This window comes from Isoptericola sp. NPDC058082 (assembly GCF_042885055.1).
GTDB lineage: Bacteria > Actinomycetota > Actinomycetes > Actinomycetales > Cellulomonadaceae > Isoptericola.
The window spans coordinates 14,568-35,308 of sequence record NZ_JBHVSQ010000015.1 but is presented as its reverse complement, the minus strand read 5'-3'; the positions used below and the strand labels follow the sequence as shown (position 1 = coordinate 35,308).

Sequence of the window (20,741 nt, the reverse complement as noted above, 5' to 3'; positions counted from 1 at the left end):
GTCACTGGACTACCTCGCGGGCGCGCGCACTACCTCGGCGGGTCCTCACGGAGGACGACGACGTCGGTCGGTTCGAGGTGCAGGGTCTCCCCCGCGACGACGGCGCGGCCGGTGAGCAGGTCGGTCCCCGAGGCGTGGGCCGCGACGTCGACGGCGTCGGACCGGTGGTTGAGCACGAACGCCGTCCGCGCGCCGTCGGCGCCCTCGCGGACCGCCAGCTCGACGTCGTCGGTGTCGGCGTACGGGCCGACGAGGCCGTGCCGGCCGAGCACGCGGCGGACCACCCAGGCGACGCCCGCGTCGTCGAGCGCCGTCGCGACGTACCAGGCCTCGCCGCCGTCCTCCCCGCCGTCGTGGCCTCCGGGGCGGTGGCGCGTGACCGCCGGCGTCCCGGCGTAGAACTCCGCGCCGTAGGTGCCGACGACCTCCGCGCCCTCGGGCACGAGCACCTCGAAGACGAGCGAGGCGGCCGCGACGGCGCCGTCGCCCGCGCCGTCGCCCGCGCCGTCCTTGAGGGTGACGGGGTTGGTGACGCCCGGCTCGGCGGAGTCGGTCTCCTCGACGCGCAGGCCGAACAGCCGACCGAGCGGCCCGGGGGCGTCCATGAGGAAGGCGTTCGCGTCCACGTCGGCGCGACCGGACCAGTACGACGCGAGCACGGAGCCCCCGCGCGCGACGACGCCCTCCAGGCGGTCGGCGACGTCGCCCTTGAGCACGTGCAGCATGGGCGCGAGCACGACGTCGTAGCGGGACAGGTCCGCGGTGACCGGGACGACGTCGACCTGCGCCCCCGCCTGCCACAGCGCGCGGTAGTAGGCGAGCACCGTGTCGACGTAGCGCGCGTGCCGGTTGAAGCCGTCGGTCATCTCCGCGGCCCACCACGAGTCCCAGTCGAAGAGCAGGGCCACGCGGGCGGGGGTGCGAGCCCCGAGGACGGCGTCGCCCAGCGCGTCGAGCTCGGCGCCGAGGGCCGCGACCTCCCGGAACGCGCGGGTGTCGGTGCGGCCGGCGTGGTCGAGGACGGCGCCGTGGTACTTCTCGCACGCCCCCTTCGACTGCCGCATCTGGAAGTACAGGACGGCGTCCGCGCCGTGCGCCACGGCCTGCCACGACCAGAGCCGCAGCACGCCCGGCCGCTTGACCGGGTTGACGTCGCGCGAGGCGGTGATGGTCGGCGTCTGCTCCATGACCCAGAACGGGGCGCCGTCCTTGAGCCCGCGCACGACGTCGTGGGCCAGCGCCATCCGCGCGTGCTCGCGCTGGCCGGGCGGGTAGTTGTCCCAGGAGGCGAAGTCCAGGTCGTCGGCCCAACGGTGGTAGTCGATCGGCCGGAACATGCCCATGAAGTTGGTCGTCACGGGGGTGGTCGCGTCGTGCGCGCGGATGCGCTCCTTCTCGTCGCGGTAGTTCGCGAGCATCGCGTCCGACATGAACCGCCGGTAGTCGAGCGTGATGCCCTGGAAGGCCGTGTGGTCCGGCCCGCGCCAGTGCTCGCTGAGCATGTTCGGCGGCACGACCTGCTCCCAGTCGCTGAACGTGTGCGACCAGAACGCCGCGTTCCAGGCGTCGTTCAGGCGCTCCAGCGTGCCGTACCGCGCGCGCAGCCACTCGCGGAAGCCCGCGGCGCACAGGTCGCACCAGCAGCCGCCGTCGAACCCGCCGTACTCGTTGCCCACGTGCCACGCGACCAGGCCGGGCGTGCCCGCGTAGCGCTCGGCGAGGCGCCCCGCGAGCTCGGCCGACAGCCGCCGGTACACCGGCGAGCTGGGACACGCGTTGTGCCGCTGCCCGTACACGTGCCGCCGGCCCTGGAAGTCGGTGCGCTCCACCTCGGGGTGGCGGTGGGCGAGCCACGGCGGCAGCGCCCCGGTCGACGTCGCGAGCACGACGTCGCGGCCCGCGGCCACGGCGCGCTCGACGATCGCGTCGAGCAGCGCGAAGTCGTAGGTGTCCTCGTCGGGCTGCAGCGTCGCCCAGGAGAAGACGTTGAGCGTCACGGTGTCGATCGACGCCAGGTCGAACGCGGCGTGGTCGGCCTCCCACACCTCCCGCGGCCACTGCTCGGGGTTGTAGTCGCCGCCGTAGCGGACCTTGCGGCCGGCGGGCAGGTGGGCGGACATGACGACGTTTCCTCCGGAGGTCGGTGGTGCGGGTCAGGCGACGAAGCGTGCGCGGACGTCGTCCAGCACGGGCTGCGCGACGCGCAGCAGGAAGGCGAGCCACGCGGCGGCGACGAGGGCGAGCGCCAGCTCGCCCGCCACCCACGCCACGCCGCCCGCCACGACGACGAGCGCGAGCAGACCGACGGTCACGGACGGCCGCCGGCCGAGGTAGTAGACGGACAGCCGGGCCACGTCGCGGGCGCGGAAGGAGAACAGGGACACGAGGACCAGCGCCTGCACCGCCCAGAGCAGCACGGCGAGGCCCACGGCACCCAGCACGACGGCGTAGGCCACGGAGATCCCGGCGGCCTCGCGGTGCACGACGGACGTCAGGACGACGCCGAGCACCGCCGTCGCCGGCACCCACAGCCGCAGCGCGTCGAGCCAGCCCAGCCGCAGGCCGCGCACGAAGGTGCTGCCCGGCACGGGCTCGTCGGTGCCAGCTCGCGCGTGCAGCGCGAAGATCCCCGCGGCGAGGAACGGGGCCGCGGGCGCGAGGCAGAGCGGCACCAGCAGCGCGTTGCCCGAGGACCGGTCCAGGAGCGTGAGCAGCACCAGCGTCGGCCCGCAGCCGAGGGCGACGAGCACCCCCACGACGAGGTACCAGTAGACGCGCGCCGTGATCCGGCCCAGCACGCCGTCCCCGAAGTCGCGGGGCGCCGCGGCCGCCATCAGGACGCCCCGCCGTCCTGGCCCGGCCCGCGACCGAGGATGCGCGCGTCGTCGAGCCAGGGCGGCGTCTCGTCGCGCACCGGGTCGATCTCCACCAGCGTGACCTCGTGCCGGGCGAGCGTGAGCGCCAGGTCGACCCGGCCGCCCGACACCTCGAGCGATGTGTGCGAGCGACCCGGCACCGACGCCTCGTGCAGCAGGTCGAGCTGCCGCGACGTCGGGGACGCCGGGCGGCCCAGGTGGCGCCACGCGCTGAACGCGTTGCCCTCGTCGTCGTTCACGCGCGAGCGGTGCACCGACGCCCGCCGCGTCGCGGCGTCGCCGACCGGGACGCTCAGCCGCAGCTCGTGCCGGTCCGGCTCCTCGGCGTCGGCGGTGCCGCCCACGGGCTGCCAGGCCAGCACCGTCACCCGGCCTCCGTCGTCGCGCGTCACCAGGTGGTCCAGGCCCCGGTGCAGCACCTCGGGGCCCATCCGCGCCATGAAGGCGTAGAGGTGGAACACCGGCTTGCGCAGCTGCCGGTGCCCGAGCATCCCGAAGCCGCCGTGGAAGACCGAGGTCGGGACGTTCTCCTCCTCGAAGACGTCGCAGAACGTCCAGTAGGAGAAGGAGTCGACCAGGTCGCCGCCCTCGGAGAGCACGGGCGCCAGCGACGCCGCCTGGTAGGCGGTGTCGTGCACCGGGTTGTCCGGCCGGTAGCTGGTGCTGAACTCGGTGACGTGGGCGGGCAGCCCCTCCAGGCGGGTGCCCGCCAGCAGCTTCGCCGGGACGGCGAACTGGTCCAGCAGGTCCCGCGGGTGCCGCAGCGTCTGGTAGGTGCCGAACGGCACGTGCTGGGCGGGCCCGGTGGTGTAGGCGTGGAAGGACACGAAGTCCACCGGCACGTCCCGCCGCTCGACGAACTCCGCGAACGGCGCCCACCACTCGTCCGCGCCGGGCGAGATCGCCGGCCCACCCACCTGCAGGTCGGCGTCGACCTCCTTCACCGCGGCCGCGGTGACCTCGTAGAGCCGGAAGTACGCCTCCTGCGACGCGCCCTCCCAGAACTGCGCCAGGTTCGGCTCGTTCCACACCTCGACCGGCCACCGCCGCACCTCCTCGAGGCCGTAGCGGTCGATCGCGTGCCGCACCACCGCCTGGACGAGGGCCGCCCACTCGCGATGGTCGCGCGGCGGCGTCACGTTGCCCTTCCACCAGAACACGGTCTGCTCCCCCGACGCGAGCGCCGACGGCATGAACCCGAGCTCGAGGAACGGCCGGATGCCCTGCGCGAGCCACGCGTCGAGCACCTGGTCGGCGTACGTGAACGCGTACCGCGTGCCACGGTGGCCCGCCGCGTCGAAGGGGCGGTGGATCCCGACGTCGTCGGACAGCAGGCCGTGGCCCCGCACGTAGCGGAACCCGATCTCCCGCTGCACCACCGCGAGCGAGTCCTGGTAGTCCTGACGCAGCGCGAGGTTGAGGCGGCCGGTGCCGACGCACCGCCGCCACGCCTCGGAGAGCGTGGCGGCGGGTGCGTCGGGGACGACGACGGTGGTCAGGGCTCAGCCCTCCTGGCGCGCCAAGGCGGTGTTGACGGTCTCGACGAGCTGCGTGGCGCCCAGCCCCTCGATCTCGGCGACGTACGCGTCCCACTCGTCGAGCGAGCGCTGGCCGGTGATGAACCCGGCGGTCGCGGACTGGACGGCGTCCTTGAGCTGCGTGTCGAGCAGCGAGTTCTGCTCGAGCTCCATCTCGTTGAGGCGGGGCGCCGGGGCCACCGGCAGCACCTCCTTGGCGTCGAGCACGGACCGGGTCCACTCCTTGACCTCGTCCGACATCACGGACTCGAGCAGGTCCTGCGTGGAGCCGTTCGCCAGGAGGAACACGCCGTTGCTGTAGCCGAAGTCGGTGTTGAGCTTCTTCGGCGCGCCCGCGTTGATCGCGTTCCAGCTGATGTCCTCGTTCAGCTCACGGGTGCCGTCCGAGCCCTTCGAGTACGTCTCGCCGTCCACGCCCCACTGGGCGAACTCGATGCCCTCGTCCGAGTAGTACTGCCAGTCGACGTACTGCAGCAGCGCCTTGAAGTACGGCTGCTCCGCCGCCTTGCTGGAGATCATCAGGCCGCTGGAGAGCTGGCTCGCGGCGAGGTTGCTGCCCGCCGGGCCGCCCGGGATGGTGAGCAGGCGGGTGGTGATGTCCTTGCCGCCGTCCTTGATCGCCGTGCGGTACGCCGTGATCTCCTGGGTGTTGCTGGACACGGCGGCGGACTTGCCGGACACGAACTTCTGGCGGGCCTGGTCGTCGGACTGGGTGATCTCCGGGTCCATGACGCCCGCGTCGACCCACCCGTGCACCGTCTCCAGGAGCTGCTTGTACGCGTCGCTCGTGCCGTTGAAGACGTACTCGCCGGAGTCCTGGTCGAACCAGGTGTTGTTGTAGCCCCACCCGCCCGCGGCGCCGTAGTTCGGACCCATGACGTTGAGCAGCGCGCCGAGCGTGCTGACGTCCGTCCAGCGGTCGGAGAAGGCGTAGTCGAGACCGGGGTTCGCCTCCTTGACCTTCGCCAGGTCCTCGGTGAACTCGTCCCAGGTGGCCGGGTCCTCGGTGACCCCGGCCTTCTTCCACATGTCGTCGTTGATCATGACCGTGTACTGCACGTCGGGGATCTCCCGCAGACCCGGCAGGATGTAGTACTTGCCGTCGTCCTGGCGCAGGTTGTCGATCTCGTCCTGGAGGCCCCAGTCCTCGACCTTCTGCGCGAAGTTCGGCATGTACTCGAGGTAGTCGGACACGGGCAGGAGCGCGCCGCCCGAGACGAACTGGGTCTCCTGGCCGGGGTAGGTCACCGGCATGAGGTCCGAGGCCTCGCCCGACCCGATGAGCAGCGCCTTCTTCTGGTCCCAGTCGGCCAACGGCACGTCGGTGCGGGAGAACGTGACGTTCCGGTCCGCCTCGAGGTGCTCGAAGACCGACCAGTCGTCCTGCACCTCGTAGTCCGGGTGGTCGCGGTACATCAGCGAGAACTCCACCGGCTCCGTCGCCTTGAACGACGTGCCCGCCGCGAAGTCCTCCATCGCGCCGACGGAGTGGTCCGCGTCGATGGTGGCGGCGTCCGGGCTCGCGCCGTCGCCGCCGTCGTCGCCTCCCCCGCTGCCGCAGGCCGCCAGCGTCAGGGCCAGGGTCGTCAGCGACGCGGCCGCGACGGCCGCCCGCATCCGGGTGTTCCTCATGTCTTCTCCTCGTGTGACGAGCGTCGTCGCTCTCGAGCGGGATGTGGTGCGTGCAGTGCGGGTGATGACCGGCCCGTCAGCCCTTGACGGAGCCGAGCATCACGCCGGAGACGAAGTACCTCTGGATGAAGGGGTAGAAGCAGATGATCGGCAGCACGGTGAGCAGCATCGTCACGGACTGGATGTTCGCGCCGATCTGCACGGCGTCCTGCGTCGGGTCGGCCGCCGGCGACGCCGCGGCGATCATGTTCCGCAGGTAGACGGTGACCGGGAACAGCTCCTTCTGGTCCAGGTAGAGGAAGGCGTTGAACCACGAGTTCCACAGGCCGACGGCGTAGAACAGCGTCATCGTGGCCAGCACCGCCTTGGACAGCGGCAGCACGATCCGGAAGAAGATCCCGTACGTCGTGAGGCCGTCGATCGCGGCCGCCTCCTCGAGGTCGCTCGGGAAGTTCTCGAAGAACGACTTCATGACCAGGAGGTTGAACACCGAGATGGCACCGGGCAGCACGATCGCCCAGAGGGTGTTCCGCATCCCCAGCACGTCGGCGACGAGGATGTAGTTCGGGATCAGGCCGCCGCTGAAGAACATCGTGAAGACCGCGATGCCGATGAAGAACGTGCGGCCCTTGAGGTGGCGGCGGCTCAGCGCGTAGGCGTACGGGGTGGTGAGCGCCATCGACACGAACGTGCCGACCACCGTGTAGACGACGGTGTTCTTGTAGTTGGTCCAGAACATCGCGTCGCCCATGACGTACTGGAACGTCTCGACGTTGAACCCCCGCGGCAGGAGGTTGACCTCGCCGGCGGCGATGAAGCCCTCCGACGAGAACGCCTTCGCCACGAGGTTCACGAACGGGTACAGCGTCACGGCGCACACCACGAGGAGCACGACGACGTTGGCCACCTTGAAGGTGCGGTACCCGGCCGTGTCCTTGACGGTCGTCGCCTCGGTCCGGACGGCGGCGAGGTCGGGGGTGGGCATGCCGGTCACCACAGCGAGGCTCCTACCGTGCGGCGCGAGACGAAGTTCGCGGTGAGGACGAGGACCAGGCCGATGAGCGCCTCGAAGAGGCCGATCGCCGTGCCGTAGGAGAACTGGGCCGACTGGATGCCCACCCGGTACAGGTACGTCGAGATGACGTCCGCCGTGGAGTAGATCAGCGGGTTCTGCAGCAGCAGGACCTTCTCGAACCCGACCGCCATGAAGGAGCCGATGTTGAGGATGAGCAGCACCATCATCGTGGGGCGGATGCCGGGCAGCGTGATGTGCCAGGTCTGCTGCCAGCGGTTCGCGCCGTCGATGCGGGCCGCCTCGTAGAGCTGGTCGTCGACGGTCGTCAGCGCGGCGAGGTAGAGGATCGTGCCCCAGCCGACGGTCTGCCAGACCTCCGAGCTCACGTAGATCGTGCGGAACCAGTCGGGCTGCTGCATGAACGCGATCGCGTCGCCGCCGAACGCCTCCACGACCTGGTTCACCGTGCCGTTCACCGCGGTGAGCTGGAGCACGAGCCCCGCGACGATGACGATCGACATGAAGTGCGGCAGGTAGGAGATCGTCTGCACGATCTTCTTGAACCGGCGCGACCGCAGCTCGTTGAGCATGAGCGCGAGGATGATCGGCAGCGGGAAGCAGATCGCCAGCGTCAGCAGGCCCAGCACCACGGTGTTCCAGAACACCTGCCAGAACTGCTGGTTGTGGATGAACATCTCGAAGTAGTAGAAGCCGACCCACTCGTCGCCCAGCGGGCTGCCGCCGGGGCGGAACCGGCGGAACGCGATGACGTTCCCGATCATCGGCACGTACTTGAAGATCAGGAAGAACAGCACCGGCAGGACGACGAACGAGTACAGCCGCCAGTCCTTGCGCAGCGCCTGGCGCCACGTGGTGCGCGCCCGCCCTTGCCGCCGTGGTTCGTCCCGCGGTGGTGGTGACGACGGTGCGTCGTCGATCGGCGGGACGGTCGTCACCATCCCTGCGGCCTGCGCCATGAGTCCCCCAGCCGTCACGTCGTCGTGCGGTCCGCCGGTCGCAACCTCGCGCCGACGATCCGAAAGTTTCGTCATTGAAAACGTTCTCCAACTGCGGCCGAGAGTAGGGGGAGCTTTCGGTGGTGGTCAAGCACCCGGCCGATCACGGTCTGATCACGGCGCCTGTGAACGTCCAGAGCACGCCCGAGGTCGTGTACGGTCGAGCCGAAACTTGCGGTCGATCGCCCGAGCGCGACGCCGCGTCACGACAGGACGGACGATGAGCACCCCCACCCCGCAGGGCCCGACGCCGACGATCGCCGAGATCGCCCGGGAGCTCGGCGTGTCCGCACCCACGGTGTCGAAGGTGCTGAACGGCAGGACCGACGTCGCGCCGGCCACCCGCGACCGCGTGGAGGCCGCGCTGGAGCGGCACCGCTACCGGCGCCGCCGGGCCGTGGCTCCCCCGGTCGGCGCGGGGCTCGTGGACCTCGTCTTCCACCGGGTCGGCTCGGCCTGGTCCACGGAGATCATCCGCGGCGTGGAGGACGCCGCCGCGGCCGCCGGGGTGAGCGTCATCCTGTCCGAGCTGGGCGGGAAGCACCGCCCGCCGACCACCTGGCTCGAGACGACGCTCTCCCGCCCGCCGCTGGGCGTGCTGCTCGTCGCGGCCAGCCTCAGCTCGTCGCAGCGGCCCCGCCTCACCACGCGCGGCATCCCCTACGTGGTCATCGACACCGACGGCGAGCCCCCGCCCGACGTGCCCACGGTGGGGTCGGACAACTGGAGCGGGGGGCTCGCGGCGACGCGGCACCTGCTCGAGCTGGGGCACCGGCGCATCGCCGCCATCTCGGGCCCGGGCAACATGCTGTGCGCCCGCGCGCGCCTCGACGGGTACCGCACCGCGCTCGAGGAGGCCGGGATCGCCTTCGACCCCACGCTGGTGCGGTCGGGCAACTTCGAGGTGGAGTCCGGTTACCGCTCCGGCAGCGAGCTGCTCGACCTGCCCGAGCGCCCGACCGCCGTCTTCGCCGGGTCGGACATGCAGGGCATCGGCCTGCTGCGGGCCGCGCAGGAGCGTGGCCTCTCCGTGCCGCGCGACGTGTCCGTCGTCGGGTACGACGACCTGCCCCTGGCGACCTGGACCGCGCCCGCGCTGACCACGGTCCGCCAGCCGCTGCTCGAGATGGCGACCACCGCGACCCGGCTGCTGCTCGACCTCGCCCGTGGCGAGACGCCGATGGCCCGGCGGGTCAACCTCGCCACCGGCCTCGTCGTCCGGGAGTCCACCGCTCCCCCGCCGAGGTAGCACGAGATCCCGCGAGGTAGCACGAGACCCCGCGAGGTAGTTCCAGGAACCGCGAGGTAGTGGACTACCTCGGCAGGACTCGGACTACCTCGCGGGGTCTCGGACCAGCTCCGCGCTCAGCGCTGGACGCGCGCGCTGCCGCCGCCGGCGAGCTTGGCGACCTCGGCGAGGGTCGCCGTCGTCGTGTCACCCGGCGTGGTCATGGCGAGCGCGCCGTGCGCGGCGCCGTACTCCACGGCCTGCTGCAGCGAGTCGAGCTCCAGGAGCCCGTAGGCGAGGCCCGAGGCGAACGAGTCGCCGCCGCCCACGCGGTCGAAGATCTCCAGGTCGGCGCGGTGCGTGGCCTCGACGAAGCCCTCGGCCCGCGACCAGGCGATGGCGCCCCAGTCGTTGACGGACGCCGACTTCACGCCTCGCAGCGTCGTCGCGATGACCTGGAAGTTCGGGTACGCCTCGGCGGCGGTGCCGATCATCGCGCGGAAGGCGCCGGTGTCGAGGTCGGTGAGGTTCTCGTCCACGCCCTCGACCTCGAAGCCGAGCGAGGCGGTGAAGTCCTCCTCGTTGCCGATCATCACGTCGACGTGGTGCGCGAGACGGCGGTTGACCTCGCGCGCCCGCTCGACGCCGCCGATGCCCTTCCAGAGGGAGGGGCGGTAGTTGAGGTCGTACGACACGATCGTGCCGTGCTTCTTGGCCGCGGTCATGGCCGCCTCGGCGACGTCGGCGGCCGACTCGGACAACGCGGCGAAGATGCCGCCGGTGTGCAGCCAGCGCACGCCGGAGCCGAACAGGGCGTCCCAGTCCACGTCCTCGGGCTTCATCTGCGCGATCGCGGTGTTGCCGCGGTCGCTGACGCCCACCGCGCCGCGCACGCCGAAGCCGCGCTCGGTGAAGTTCAGGCCGTTGCGCACGCTGCGGCCGATGCCGTCGTACTCGCGCCACTGCACCCAGGAGGTGTCGAGGCCGCCGGTGAGCATGAAGTCCTCCACGAGGCGGCCGACCTCGTTGTCCGCGAGCGCGGTGACGATCGCGCCGCGCAGCCCGAACGCACGGCGCAGGCCGCGGGCCACGTTGTACTCGCCGCCGCCCTCCCAGACGTCGAAGGAGCGGGTGGTACGCACGCGGCGGTCGCCCGGGTCGAGGCGCAGCATGACCTCGCCGAGGGCGACGGCGTCGTACCGGCACTCGGCGGCCGGGCGGGTGGTGATCGAGGGGTTCGTCATGGTGTCGGTGCTCCTTGCAGGCTCGGCGGCGGGCTCAGACGGCGGCCGCGAGGGCGACGGCCTCGGCGGTGCGGCGGGTGATCTCGGCCCAGTCGCCGGCGGTCACGAGCGACTTCTCGACCATCCACGACCCGCCGACGGCGAGCACCGGGGCGAGCCCGAGGTAGTCGCCGAGGTTGGCGGCGCTCACGCCGCCCGTGGGCACGAAGCGCAGGCCGGGGAACGGCGCGGAGAACGCCTTGATCGCGGCGGGGCCGCCGACCACGGAGGCGGGGAAGAGCTTGACGACGTCGATGCCGAGGTCGAGCGCGGCCATGATCTCGCTGGGCGTGGCGACGCCCGGCAGGACCGGGACGCCGTGCTCCTGCGCGCGGCGCACGACGGCGGCCGACAGCCCGGGCGACACGATGTAGCGCGCCCCGGCGTCGACGACGGCGTCGACCTGGTCGACGGTGGTCACGGTGCCCGCGCCGACGACGACCTCGGGCTGGGTCTGCGCGACCGCGCGGATCGCGTCGATGCCGCCGGCGGTGCGCAGGGTGATCTCGGCGACGGGGAGGCCGCCGGCGACGAGCGCGTCGGCGAGGCGTGCGCCCTCCTCGGCGCCGTCGACCACGACGACGGGCACGAGGCGGTGGGCGCCGAGCGCGGCGACGACGTCGCCGGCCTGGGTCGAGGGGGAAGACATCCTGACTCCGTTTCGCTATGGTGAACGTACGTTGTTCACTACGGAACACCATAGAGGACCGTCCCCGATGACCCAACCCCCCAGCCCGCTCGGCAGCGTGGACAAGGCGCTGCTCACGCTCGACGCGCTCGCCCGCGCGGGTGCCGGCGGCGTCGCGCTGGCCGACCTCGCCGCCGAGGTGGGCGCCAACAAGTCGACGCTGCACCGCACGCTCGCGGCGCTGCGCCACCGGGGGTACGCCGACCAGCGGCCCGACGGCGCCTACACCCTGGGGGCGGCGGTGCTCTCCCTCGGGGCGGCGTACCTCGCCGAGGACAACCTGCCCGGCCTGCTGCGCCCGGCGCTGGAGGCGCTGCGCGACGAGGTCGACGAGCTGGTGCACCTCGGCACCCTCGCCGGGCAGGAGGTCGTCTACCTCGACAAGGTGGAGCCGCAGCGCCCGCTGCGCGTGTGGTCCGCCGTCGGGCGGCGCATCCCCGTCGCGACGACGGCGCTCGGCCGGGCGCTCCTGGCTGCCGCGCCGGCCGGGGACGCCGAGCCCGACCCCACGCCCGACGCCACGCTCCGGGCGGCCCTCGCCGCGGCCCGGGATCGCGGGTACGCCACCGAGACCGAGGAGAACGAGCCCGGCATCGCGTGCGTCGCCGTCGCGCTGCTGCGCGCCGGCCGGCCCGTCGCCGCCGTCAGCATCACCGCGCCGGTCGAGCGCATGACCGGCGCCGCCCGCGACGAGCGCGTCGCGGCGCTGCGAGAGCTCCTGCCGCGGGTGCTCCCGACCGGCCTGACCGTCCCGGCGCCCTCGACGTAGCGATGATCGCGCCGTGCATGTAGTCCGACGCGGGCGAGGCGAGGTACAGCACCGCCCCGGCGATGTCCTCCGGCGTGGCCCAGCGGCCGGCGGGGATGCGCGCGAGGATCTCGGCGTTGCGGTCCTCGTCGGCGCGCAGCGCCCCCGTGTTCGCGGTGGCCATGTACCCGGGGCGACGGCGTCGACCCGCGGCACGTCGGGGTCCGGTCGGCCACGAGGACGGGCACGATGGACCCATGAGCATCCGCAGCCCTCAGGACGTCCTGTTCATCGGCGGCTCCGGCGTCATCAGCGCCGCGAGCGTCGCCCGCGCCGTCGGCCTCGGGCACCGGGTCACGGTCCTCAACCGCGGCACGTCGACGACGCGGCCGCTGCCGCCGGAGGTCGAGACTCTCGTGGCCGACGTGACCGACGACGACGCCGTCGACGCCGCGCTGGCGGGCCGTGAGTTCGACGTCGTCGCGCAGTTCCGCGCGTTCCGGCCGGACCACGTGGCGCACGACGTCGAGCGCTTCACCGGTCGGGTCGGCCAGTACGTGTTCGTCTCCTCCGCGTCGGCGTACCAGACTCCGCCCCAGCGCCTGCCCGTCACGGAGTCCACGCCGCTGCGCAACCCGTTCTGGCAGTACTCGCGCGACAAGATCGCCGGCGAGGACGTGCTGGTCCGCGCCTGGCGCGACCGCGACTTCCCCGCGACGATCGTGCGCCCGTCGCACACCTACGACCGCACGCTGCTGCCCACCACCGGCGGGTGGACCGACGTCGCCCGGCTGCGCGCCGGGAAGCCCGTCGTCGTGCACGGCGACGGCACCTCGCTGTGGACGCTGACCCACACGGAGGACTTCGCCGTGGGGTTCGTGGGGCTGCTCGGCCACCCCGGGGCCGTCGGCGACACCTTCCAGATCATGGGCACGCACGCCCCGACGTGGGACCAGGTCTACCGGTGGCTCGCCGCGGCCGCGGGCGTCGACGAGCCGGAGCTCGTGCACGTCGCCTCCGAGACGATCGCGCGCGTGCTGCCCGACGTCGGTCCCGGCCTGCTGGGCGACAAGGCCCACTCGATGGTCTTCGACTGCGCCAAGCTGCGCGCCCTGGTGCCCGAGTTCGGCACCACGATCACGTACGACCAGGCGGCCGTGGAGCAGATCGCCTGGCACGACGCGCACCCCTCGGCGCAGCGGGTCGACCATGCCCTCGACGCCGCGTTCGACCGCCTGGTCGCGCACGCCCGCGCCGTCTGACCCCCGGCCGCCCCGGCGGGCGGGGGTCCCGGCCACGTAGCCTGCTGCGGTGACCCGCTCCCCCGCCCCGCTCGTCCTGCTCGACCTCGACGGCACGCTCACCGACTCCGCGCCAGGCATCGTCGCGGGCATCCGCCACGCCTACGGCGCGCTCGGGCTGCCCGTGCCGGACGACGCCACGCTGCGCTCGTTCGTCGGCCCGCCGATCACCGACTCCTTCCCCGCGCACGGCATCCCCGCCGACCGGGTGGACGAGGCCGTGCGTGCCTACCGCGAGGTGTTCGCGGCAGGCGGCATGTACGACAACCGGGTGTTCGACGGGATCCCGGACGTGCTGCGCGCGCTGCGCGCCGCCGGCTGCACCCTGGCCGTCGCCACGTCGAAGCCGGAGGTCTACGCGAGGCCGATCTGCGACCGGTTCGGGCTCACGGAGCTGGTCGACGGCGTCTTCGGCGCCCCGCTCGACGAGGGCACGTCGACCAAGGCCGACGTCGTCGCCAAGGCGCTCGCCGCGCTCGGCCGCACCTCTCCCGTGGACCCGGCCGACGGCCCCGCGGTCATGGTCGGCGACCGCGAGCACGACGTGCACGGCGCCGCGGAGCACGGCATCCGCTGCGTCGGCGTCACCTGGGGGTACGCGGCGCCCGGCGAGCTCGCCGACGCCGGCGCCGTCGTGCTGGTGGACGACGTCGCCGACCTGGCCGACGCCGTCCTGTCCCGCCTCGGCTGAGCCTGCGCGGTCAGGGCATCGCGTCGACGAACCAGCCGGTGATCGTCGTGGGGTGCGTGATGGCGGTGCCGACGCACACGCTGAAGGCGCCCCGACGCAGCGCGGCGGCCGCCTGGTCGGGCGTGTGGACCCGGCCCTCGACCACCACCGGCAGCTCGCAGCCGGACAGCAGCTCGTCGAGCAGCTCGAGGTCCGGGCCGTCCGTCCTGGGGCGTTCCCCCGTATACCCGGCGAGGGTGGTGCCGAGCAGGTCGACGCCGGCGTCCTGCGCCGCGCGCGCGTCGTCGAGCGAGCCGCAGTCGGCCATGACGAGCACGTCGGCCCCGGACCGCAGCGCCGCGACGGTCTGCGCCAGGGTGCGCCCGTCGGGCCGCGGACGCCGGGTGCCGTCGAGCGCGACGACGTGCGCACCGGCCCGCGCGACGGCGAGCGCGTGGTCGAGCGTGGGCGTGATGAACACGCCGGACCCGCCGTCCTTCCACAGCCCGACGACGGGCACGTCGACGGCCGCCACGACGGCCGCCACGTCATCGGTCCCCTGGGCGCGGACCGCGGCGGCGCCGCCGGCCACCACCGCGCGCGCCATCTGGGCGGTGGTGCGCGGGTCGCGCAGCGGCTCGCCCGGGTAGGCCTGGCAGGAGACGGTGAGGCGGCCGCGCATCGCGTCCAGGACGGCGGCGTGCGGGCGGGTCGGGGACGAGGTCACGAGGCGGCTCCGGGGTGGTCGGTCGGGCTGAGGGTCGGGGCAGCGACGGCGCGCCAGGCGCCGCGCGCCGCCCCGACGATCGCGGCGTCGGGGCCGAGGGCGGCGGGCACCACGGGCAGGGCGGCGAGGACGTCGACGACCTCCGCGCGGAGCGCGTCCCGCAGCGCCGACCACCAGAGCTCCCCGGCGCCGGCGACCCCGCCGCCGACCACGACGACCTCGGGGTCGAGGACGGTGACGACCCCGGCGATCGCCCGGCCGACCGCGGCTCCCGCGGCGCGCACCACACCGACCGCGACGCCGTCGCCGGCGGCCGCGCGCGCGACCACGTCCCGCGCGTCGGCGCTGGCAGGGTCTCCCCCGAGCTGCCGGTAGCGTCGGTGGATCGCGGGGCCGGCGGCGACGGCCTCGAGGTGGCCGAGGCGTCCGCAGGCGCACCGCAGGCCGTCGGCGCCGGGGACGGGCATGTGCCCCATCTCCCCGGCCAGGTGGTGCGCCCCGCGCAGGGGCCGGCCGTCCAGCACGACCGCGCCGCCCACCCCCGTCCCGACGGCCACGAGCAGCGCGCTGCGCGCGCCCGCCGCGGCGCCGCGCCACGCCTCGCCCGCCGCGTGCGCGTCGACGTCGTTCTCCACCGTCAGGGCGAGCGGGGCGGCCGCGGCGAGCGGCTCGAGGCGACGGCGCAGGCCCCCGGCGACGTCGGTGCCCGGCCAGCGGGCGAACGTCTCGGTCGCGGACACGACCGCGCCGCGGCGGGCGTCGATCACGCCGGCCGCACCGACGCCCACGGCCCGCAGCGGCTCGCCCGCCGCCCGGGCGACGTCGGCCACGAGCGCCGCGACCGCGTCGAGCACGGCGTCGGGCCCGTCCTGGGCCGGCGTGGGCGTGGCGCGCACCGGCCCGGCGTGGCCCGCGGCGTCGACCACGGCCGCGGCGGTCTTCGTGCCGCCGAGGTCGACGCCGACGACCACGCCGGCCCCGGGGGTCTCCTGCACCGTCATCGGACCGGTCAGCCGGCCAGGAGCCCGGCGGCGCGGGTGATCGACCCCACCTGCCGCGCGACCTCGTCCCCGAGGGACCCGAGCGGGAACGACATGACCTCGGTGTCGATCAGACCCTGCTGGCACGCGGCGATCTTGAAGGCGCCGACGCCGGAGACGTCCGCGGAACGGCCCTGCGCCTGGAACACGATCTCGAAGAGGGCGGCGAGGCGGTCCTGCTCGGCCCGGGCGTCGTCCCACTGTCCGGCCCGCGCGAGGTCCCACAGCCGCACGTAGCCCGCCGCGTCCACGTTCCCGAGGCCGGGCACCACGCCGTCGGCGCCGAGCAGCAGCATCCCGTCGACCACCACCTCGTGCCCGGTGAACAGGGCGAGCGGGGACCCGGCGGCCCGGTTGGCGGCGACCAGGCGGCGGAACGCGACGTCGTCGCCCGAGGAGTCCTTCACGCCCGCGAGGACGCCGTCCTCGCCGAGGCGGACCAGCAGCCCGGCGGACAGCTTGGTGTGCACGCGCACCGGGATGTCGTAGGCGAACAGGGGGACGTCGACCGAGGCGGCGATCCGGCGCAGCGACGCCTCGATCTCGGCCTCGTCGTTGAGGGCGTACACGGGAGCGGTGGCCACGACGGCGTCCGCCCCGGCCGCGACGAGCCGCCGTGCCTGCGCGATCACGCGCTCGGTGGTCAGGTCGATCGCGCCGGCCAGCACGGGCACCCGCCCGTCGGCGGCGGCCACGACGGTCCGCACCACGAGGTCGCGCTGGTCGTCGGTGAGGTACGCGACCTCGCCGGTGGAGCCGAGGGCGAAGACGCCGTGCACCCCGGCGTCGACGAGGTGGCGGGTGAGCCGCTCGAGGGACGCGACGTCGACCTCGCCCTCCGCGGTGAGCGGGGTGAGGACGGGCGGCACGATGCCGTGGAAGCGGTGCTGGGTCACGATTGCTCCGAACTGGGGTTGCTGGTGGTGGGGGTGCGCCGGGGGGCCCGGCGTCACAGGAGGGCGGGCGCGGCGCCGAGGAGCGTGCGCGTGTACTCCTCCTGGGGGTCGTCCAGGACCCGCGCCGCGGGCCCCGACTCGACGACCCGGCCGTTCCGCATGACGACGATCTCGTCGGAGACGTGCCGCACGGTCTGGATGTCGTGGGAGATGAAGACCATCCCGAGGCCGAGCCTCGCCTTGAGGTCGTCGAGCAGGTTGAGCACCTGGGCGCGCACCGACACGTCGAGGGCGGACGTCGGCTCGTCGGCGACGATGACGTCGGGCTCCAGGGCGAGCGCCCGGGCGATGGCCACCCGCTGGCGCTGGCCGCCGGACATCTGGCCGGGCAGCACGTCCAGCGCGGACGACGGGAGCCCGACCAGGTGCACGAGCTCGCGCACCCGTGCGTCACGGGAGGCGGGCGTGCCGATCCGGTGCACGTCGAGCGGGTCGCGCAGCGTGTCGCGGACGGTCATCCGCGCGTTGAGCGCGGTCGCCGGGTCCTGGAAGACGACCGACACGACGCGGCCGAGCTGCTTGCGCACCGCGTGCGTGTACCGCGTCACGACGTCGCCACGGAAGCGGATCTCGCCCCGCGTGGGCGCCTGCAGCCCGACGAGGACCTTGGCCATCGTCGACTTGCCCGACCCGGACTCGCCCACGATGCCGATGGTCTGCCCGCGGCGCACCTGGATCGAGACGTCGTCGACGGCGTGCACGTGCCGGGCCTTGAACAGCGTGCCGGTGCGCGAGGAGAAGACCACGTGCACGCCGCGCAGCTCGATGACGGGGGCGTCGTCGGCCGCGGTGGGGGTGGCGCTCATCGCGCGTCTCCGATCATGGGTCGAGAGGCGGCGCCCGCCGCCACGAGCTCGGGGCCTGCCGGCGACACGGCCACCAGGTGGTCGTCCTGGCCCGGCACGCCCCGCAGGACGGGGCGCACGTCGAGGCCCTCGGTGGGCCGCGAGGAGCGGGGCGCGAACCGGTCGCCGTCGGGGAAGTCGCGCGGCGAGGGCACGGTGCCCGGGATCTGGTGCAGCCGCGTGGCGCGCGACTCGATGGACAGCACCGACCCGAGCAGCCCGCGCGTGTACTCGTGCCGCGGGTCGAGGAGCAGGTCGCGGGTCGCCGCCTGCTCCACGACCTGGCCCGCGTACATCACGGTGATGCGGTGCACGATCTGGGCGACGAGCGCCAGGTCGTGGCTGACGAAGACGAGCGCGAAGCCGAGCTTCTGGCGCAGCTCGTCCAGCAGCTCGATCACCTGGGCCTGGACCGTGACGTCGAGGGCCGTCGTCGGCTCGTCGGCGATCACCAGCTTCGGGTCACGGGTGAGCGCCATGGCGATGAGGACGCGCTGGCGCTGCCCGCCGGACAGCTCGTGCGGGTAGCTCCTGAGCGTGCGCTCCGGGTCGAGGCCCACGAGCTCGAGGAGCTCCTCGGCGGTGCGGGTGCCGCCCCGCCGCGTGAGCTGCTTCATCTGGGCGCGGACCAGCATGGACGGGTTGAGCGAGCTCAGCGCGTCCTGGTAGATCATCGCGATGTCCGTGCCCCGCAGCGCAGCCCGCTCGCGGCCCTTGAGGGTCAGCAGGTCGCGGCCCCGGTAGAGGATCTGGCCGTCGAGCTGCGCGGCGGGGTCGAGCAGGCCCATGATCGCCAGCGACGTGATCGACTTGCCGCACCCGGACTCGCCGACGAGACCCATCACCTCGCCCGGGCGCACGGCGAACGACACCTCGTCGACGACGGCGACGTCGCCGTGCCGGGCGGGGAACCGGATGGACAGGTCGCGCACCTCGAGCAGGGGCGCGGCGTCGCCGGTGTAGACCCTCCGGTCGGCGCGGGCGAGCTCGGCCTCCCGCAGCTCCGCGAGCCGTTCCTCCAGGGGGACGGCGGGCTCGTGCCCCGCGGGCGGGACCTCGAGGTCCTCGACCGACGTCGCACCGTCCACGACGCCCGCGGCGGCCTCGACCGCGTGGGCCTCCGCGGTCTCCTCGTCCTGCACGGCGGCCGGGCGCGCGGCGGACCGCGGCGCGGCGACCATCGCGTCGGTCATGCCCTCGGCGAGCACGTTGAGCGCCAGCGTCGTGACCATGATGAGCAGGCCGGGGAAGAACGTCGCCCACCAGTAGCCGCCCATGACGAGCGCGCGGCCGTCGGAGATCACGTTGCCCCAGGACGGCTGCGGCGGCGCCACGCCGGCCTGGATGAACGACAGCGACGCCTCGAGCACGATCGCGTCCGCGACCAGCACCGTGGTGAAGACCAGCACCGGTGCCATGCAGTTGCGCAGCACGTGCCGGGCCAGGATCCACGACGTGCGCGCGCCCATGACCCGGCTCGCGGAGACGTAGTCCTCGCCGTACTGGTCGAGGATGTTCGCCCGGACGACGCGGGTGAGCTGCGGCGTGTAGAGGAACGCGATGGTGAGCACCAGCACGGGCAGCGAGCGGCCGAAGACGGTGACGAACACGGCGGCGAGGGCGATGCCCGGGAACGACATGACGACGTCGAGCACCCGCATCAGCGTCTCGGACACCGCCTTGTGCGCGGTCGCCGTGATCGCGCCGAGGATGCCGGCTGCCACGAGGGCCACGCCGGTGGCCCCGATCCCGATCACCAGCGAGTAGCGCCCGCCGTAGACCAGGCGGGAGTAGATGTCGCGCCCCTGCCGGTCGGTGCCGAACCAGTGCTCGCCGCTGGGCGGCTGCACGGGCGTGCCGGAGGCCAGCGGGTCGTGGACCGTGACGAGCGGGGCGAAGACCGCGGCGAGCGCCACCACGGCGACGACGACGAGCGCGATCTTGGAGGTCAGCGGCAGGGCGCGCAGCCGCAGCGCGGGGCCGGAGAGCCGTTCTGTGAGGTTGCGTCGCACGTCACACCGTCCTGATCCGCGGGTTGACGAGCACGTACAGCAGGTCGACCACGATGTTGATGAGCACGAAGGCGAGGGCCACCGTGAGGGTGACGCCCTGCACGAGGTTGGCCTGGTTGGAGGTGATCCCCTCGAGGATCAGCGTGCCCATGCCGGGCAGCGCGAAGATGACCTCGATGACCACGGCGCCACCGATCAGGTAGCCGACCCGCAGGCCGAGCACCGTGATGGGGGTGATGAGGGCGTTGCGCAGCACGTTGCGGCCGACGACGACCGCGCGGGGCAGCCCGGCGCCGACGGCGGTGCGCACGTAGTCCTTGTCCAGCTCCTCGACCATCGACGTGCGGATGACGCGCGTCATCTGGCCGATCACGGGGATCGCGAGAGCGACGGCGGGCAGGGCCATGCGGGCGAGGTACCCCGCGGGGTCGTCGCGGAATGCCGGCAGGGGACCGCTGCCCGGCAACCAGCCCAGCTGCAGCGTGAAGAGCTGGATGAACAGCACCGCGAGCCAGAACGACGGGGTGCCGAGCGACACGATCGACACGACGCGGACGAGCTGGTCGGGCCACCGGTCGCGGTACAGCGCGCCCAGAATGCCGAGCGCGAACGCGAAGACGATCGCGACGGCGAGGCCCATGAAGGTCAGCGCCAGCGTGATGGGCAGCGCCTGCGAGATGGCGTCGGACACCGACAGGTGCCGAGCGGTGTAGGTGCCCAGGTCGCCGTGGAGGAGCCCGCCCAGGTAGCGGGCGTACTGGGCGAGGAGCGGGTCGTGGTAGCCGTTGGCCTCGTTGTAGGCGTCGCGGGCCTCCGCCGAGGCGCCCTCGCCGAGGGCGAGGTAGGCCGGGTCGATCGGCGAGAACGACATGACGAAGAAGACGAGGAAGGTGATGCCGAGGATCATCACCGGGAGCTGGAGGAGGCGGCGCGCGATCAGCCGCAGCACGTTGCTCATCCGGCGGTTCCGGGGGCGTGCGGCGCCCGCGGCGCGGTGCTGGTCGTGGACATCGGCAGTTCCGTTCCGTTCACGTGGGTCGGGTCGCAGTGCTCGCCGGCGGTCCCGGGGGGGGGGGGCCCGGGCAACCCAAGAGAAACCAACCACGCCCCCCAAGTCGGAGTCCACCCGCGAACAACACGCCAACAGAAACAAGCAAAACAGCAAG

Annotated in this window: 19 protein-coding genes; 4 read left to right on the top strand and 15 right to left on the bottom strand. The window is 73.3% G+C overall.

The features are described from left to right. Positions 1 to 29 precede the first annotated feature (29 nt). From ACFVS0_RS17490 to ACFVS0_RS17465, 6 genes are all read right to left on the bottom strand, one after another. Positions 30 to 2,120 (bottom strand): beta-galactosidase, encoded by a 2,091-nt coding sequence (locus tag ACFVS0_RS17490; protein ID WP_430588649.1) that lies wholly within the window; start codon positions 2,118 to 2,120, stop codon positions 30 to 32. Between the two features lie 33 nt (positions 2,121 to 2,153). Beyond that, a complete protein-coding gene (locus tag ACFVS0_RS17485; protein WP_430588648.1) occupies positions 2,154 to 2,834 on the bottom strand; it encodes a glycosyltransferase in 681 nt (226 codons plus the stop codon). Continuing rightward, the gene (locus ACFVS0_RS17480) at positions 2,834 to 4,375 is read right to left on the bottom strand and encodes a xylan 1,4-beta-xylosidase (protein WP_430588687.1); all 1,542 of its coding nucleotides are present in this window, start codon (positions 4,373 to 4,375) and stop codon (positions 2,834 to 2,836) included. The genes ACFVS0_RS17485 and ACFVS0_RS17480 overlap by 1 nt, the downstream gene beginning before the upstream one ends. 3 nt (positions 4,376 to 4,378) lie before the next feature. Then, positions 4,379 to 6,046: an extracellular solute-binding protein gene (locus tag ACFVS0_RS17475; protein ID WP_430565090.1), complete on the bottom strand. Its 1,668-nt coding sequence runs from the start codon at positions 6,044 to 6,046 to the stop codon at positions 4,379 to 4,381. Positions 6,047 to 6,122: 76 nt separating this feature from the next. Continuing rightward, positions 6,123 to 7,031 carry a carbohydrate ABC transporter permease gene (locus ACFVS0_RS17470; protein ID WP_430550757.1) on the bottom strand — a complete coding sequence of 303 codons (909 nt, stop codon included), beginning with the start codon at positions 7,029 to 7,031 and terminating at the stop codon, positions 6,123 to 6,125. 5 nt (positions 7,032 to 7,036) lie between these two features. Next, entirely contained in the window at positions 7,037 to 8,020 is a 984-nt protein-coding gene (locus ACFVS0_RS17465; protein WP_430588647.1) for an ABC transporter permease, read from the bottom strand. Between the two features lie 277 nt (positions 8,021 to 8,297). On the opposite strand from ACFVS0_RS17465, the gene ACFVS0_RS17460 reads away from it, so the two are divergent. Then, positions 8,298 to 9,326 carry a LacI family DNA-binding transcriptional regulator gene (locus tag ACFVS0_RS17460; protein ID WP_430550759.1) on the top strand — a complete coding sequence of 343 codons (1,029 nt, stop codon included), beginning with the start codon at positions 8,298 to 8,300 and terminating at the stop codon, positions 9,324 to 9,326. 116 nt (positions 9,327 to 9,442) lie between these two features. Here ACFVS0_RS17460 and ACFVS0_RS17455 read toward each other — a convergent pair whose 3' ends face one another. Together ACFVS0_RS17455 and eda are read right to left on the bottom strand one after the other, a co-directional pair. After that, positions 9,443 to 10,549 (bottom strand): sugar kinase, encoded by a 1,107-nt coding sequence (locus ACFVS0_RS17455; protein WP_430550760.1) that lies wholly within the window; start codon positions 10,547 to 10,549, stop codon positions 9,443 to 9,445. Positions 10,550 to 10,583: 34 nt separating this feature from the next. Continuing rightward, the gene (eda, locus tag ACFVS0_RS17450; RefSeq protein WP_430586429.1) at positions 10,584 to 11,237 is read right to left on the bottom strand and encodes a bifunctional 4-hydroxy-2-oxoglutarate aldolase/2-dehydro-3-deoxy-phosphogluconate aldolase; all 654 of its coding nucleotides are present in this window, start codon (positions 11,235 to 11,237) and stop codon (positions 10,584 to 10,586) included. 67 nt (positions 11,238 to 11,304) lie between these two features. Between eda and ACFVS0_RS17445 the strand changes: the two genes are divergently transcribed. Beyond that, complete coding sequence (locus ACFVS0_RS17445) at positions 11,305 to 12,045, top strand: IclR family transcriptional regulator (protein WP_430565093.1); 741 nt, start codon at positions 11,305 to 11,307, stop codon at positions 12,043 to 12,045. On the opposite strand, the gene ACFVS0_RS17440 is transcribed toward ACFVS0_RS17445, so the two are convergent. Beyond that, a complete protein-coding gene (locus ACFVS0_RS17440) occupies positions 11,927 to 12,208 on the bottom strand; it encodes an SDR family oxidoreductase (protein WP_430588646.1) in 282 nt (93 codons plus the stop codon). The genes ACFVS0_RS17445 and ACFVS0_RS17440 overlap by 119 nt on opposite strands. 73 nt (positions 12,209 to 12,281) lie before the next feature. On the opposite strand from ACFVS0_RS17440, the gene ACFVS0_RS17435 reads away from it, so the two are divergent. Together ACFVS0_RS17435 and ACFVS0_RS17430 are read left to right on the top strand one after the other, a co-directional pair. Then, entirely contained in the window at positions 12,282 to 13,286 is a 1,005-nt protein-coding gene (locus ACFVS0_RS17435) for an NAD-dependent epimerase/dehydratase family protein (protein WP_430552566.1), read from the top strand. Between the two features lie 49 nt (positions 13,287 to 13,335). Beyond that, positions 13,336 to 14,016 (top strand): HAD hydrolase-like protein, encoded by a 681-nt coding sequence (locus ACFVS0_RS17430; protein ID WP_430588645.1) that lies wholly within the window; start codon positions 13,336 to 13,338, stop codon positions 14,014 to 14,016. 10 nt (positions 14,017 to 14,026) lie between these two features. Here the strand turns inward: ACFVS0_RS17430 and ACFVS0_RS17425 are convergent, their stop codons facing one another. The 6 genes from ACFVS0_RS17425 to ACFVS0_RS17400 are packed head-to-tail and all read right to left on the bottom strand — an operon-like array spanning position 14,027 to position 20,533. Continuing rightward, on the bottom strand, positions 14,027 to 14,722 hold the full coding sequence (locus tag ACFVS0_RS17425; protein WP_430552564.1) for an N-acetylmannosamine-6-phosphate 2-epimerase: 696 nt from the start codon (positions 14,720 to 14,722) through the stop codon (positions 14,027 to 14,029). Next, the gene (locus tag ACFVS0_RS17420; RefSeq protein WP_430588644.1) at positions 14,719 to 15,723 is read right to left on the bottom strand and encodes an ROK family protein; all 1,005 of its coding nucleotides are present in this window, start codon (positions 15,721 to 15,723) and stop codon (positions 14,719 to 14,721) included. Before ACFVS0_RS17420 ends, ACFVS0_RS17425 begins: the two co-directional genes overlap by 4 nt. 8 nt (positions 15,724 to 15,731) lie before the next feature. Continuing rightward, entirely contained in the window at positions 15,732 to 16,661 is a 930-nt protein-coding gene (locus ACFVS0_RS17415; protein WP_430552572.1) for a dihydrodipicolinate synthase family protein, read from the bottom strand. 50 nt (positions 16,662 to 16,711) lie between these two features. Then, the gene (locus tag ACFVS0_RS17410; RefSeq protein ID WP_430552562.1) at positions 16,712 to 17,524 is read right to left on the bottom strand and encodes an ABC transporter ATP-binding protein; all 813 of its coding nucleotides are present in this window, start codon (positions 17,522 to 17,524) and stop codon (positions 16,712 to 16,714) included. Continuing rightward, positions 17,521 to 19,575 (bottom strand): dipeptide/oligopeptide/nickel ABC transporter permease/ATP-binding protein, encoded by a 2,055-nt coding sequence (locus ACFVS0_RS17405; RefSeq protein WP_430588643.1) that lies wholly within the window; start codon positions 19,573 to 19,575, stop codon positions 17,521 to 17,523. The genes ACFVS0_RS17410 and ACFVS0_RS17405 overlap by 4 nt, the downstream gene beginning before the upstream one ends. A gap of 1 nt (position 19,576) precedes the next feature. After that, positions 19,577 to 20,533, bottom strand: coding sequence for an ABC transporter permease (locus tag ACFVS0_RS17400; protein ID WP_430552560.1), 957 nt, complete (start codon positions 20,531 to 20,533; stop codon positions 19,577 to 19,579). Between the last annotated feature and the right edge of the window lie 208 nt (positions 20,534 to 20,741).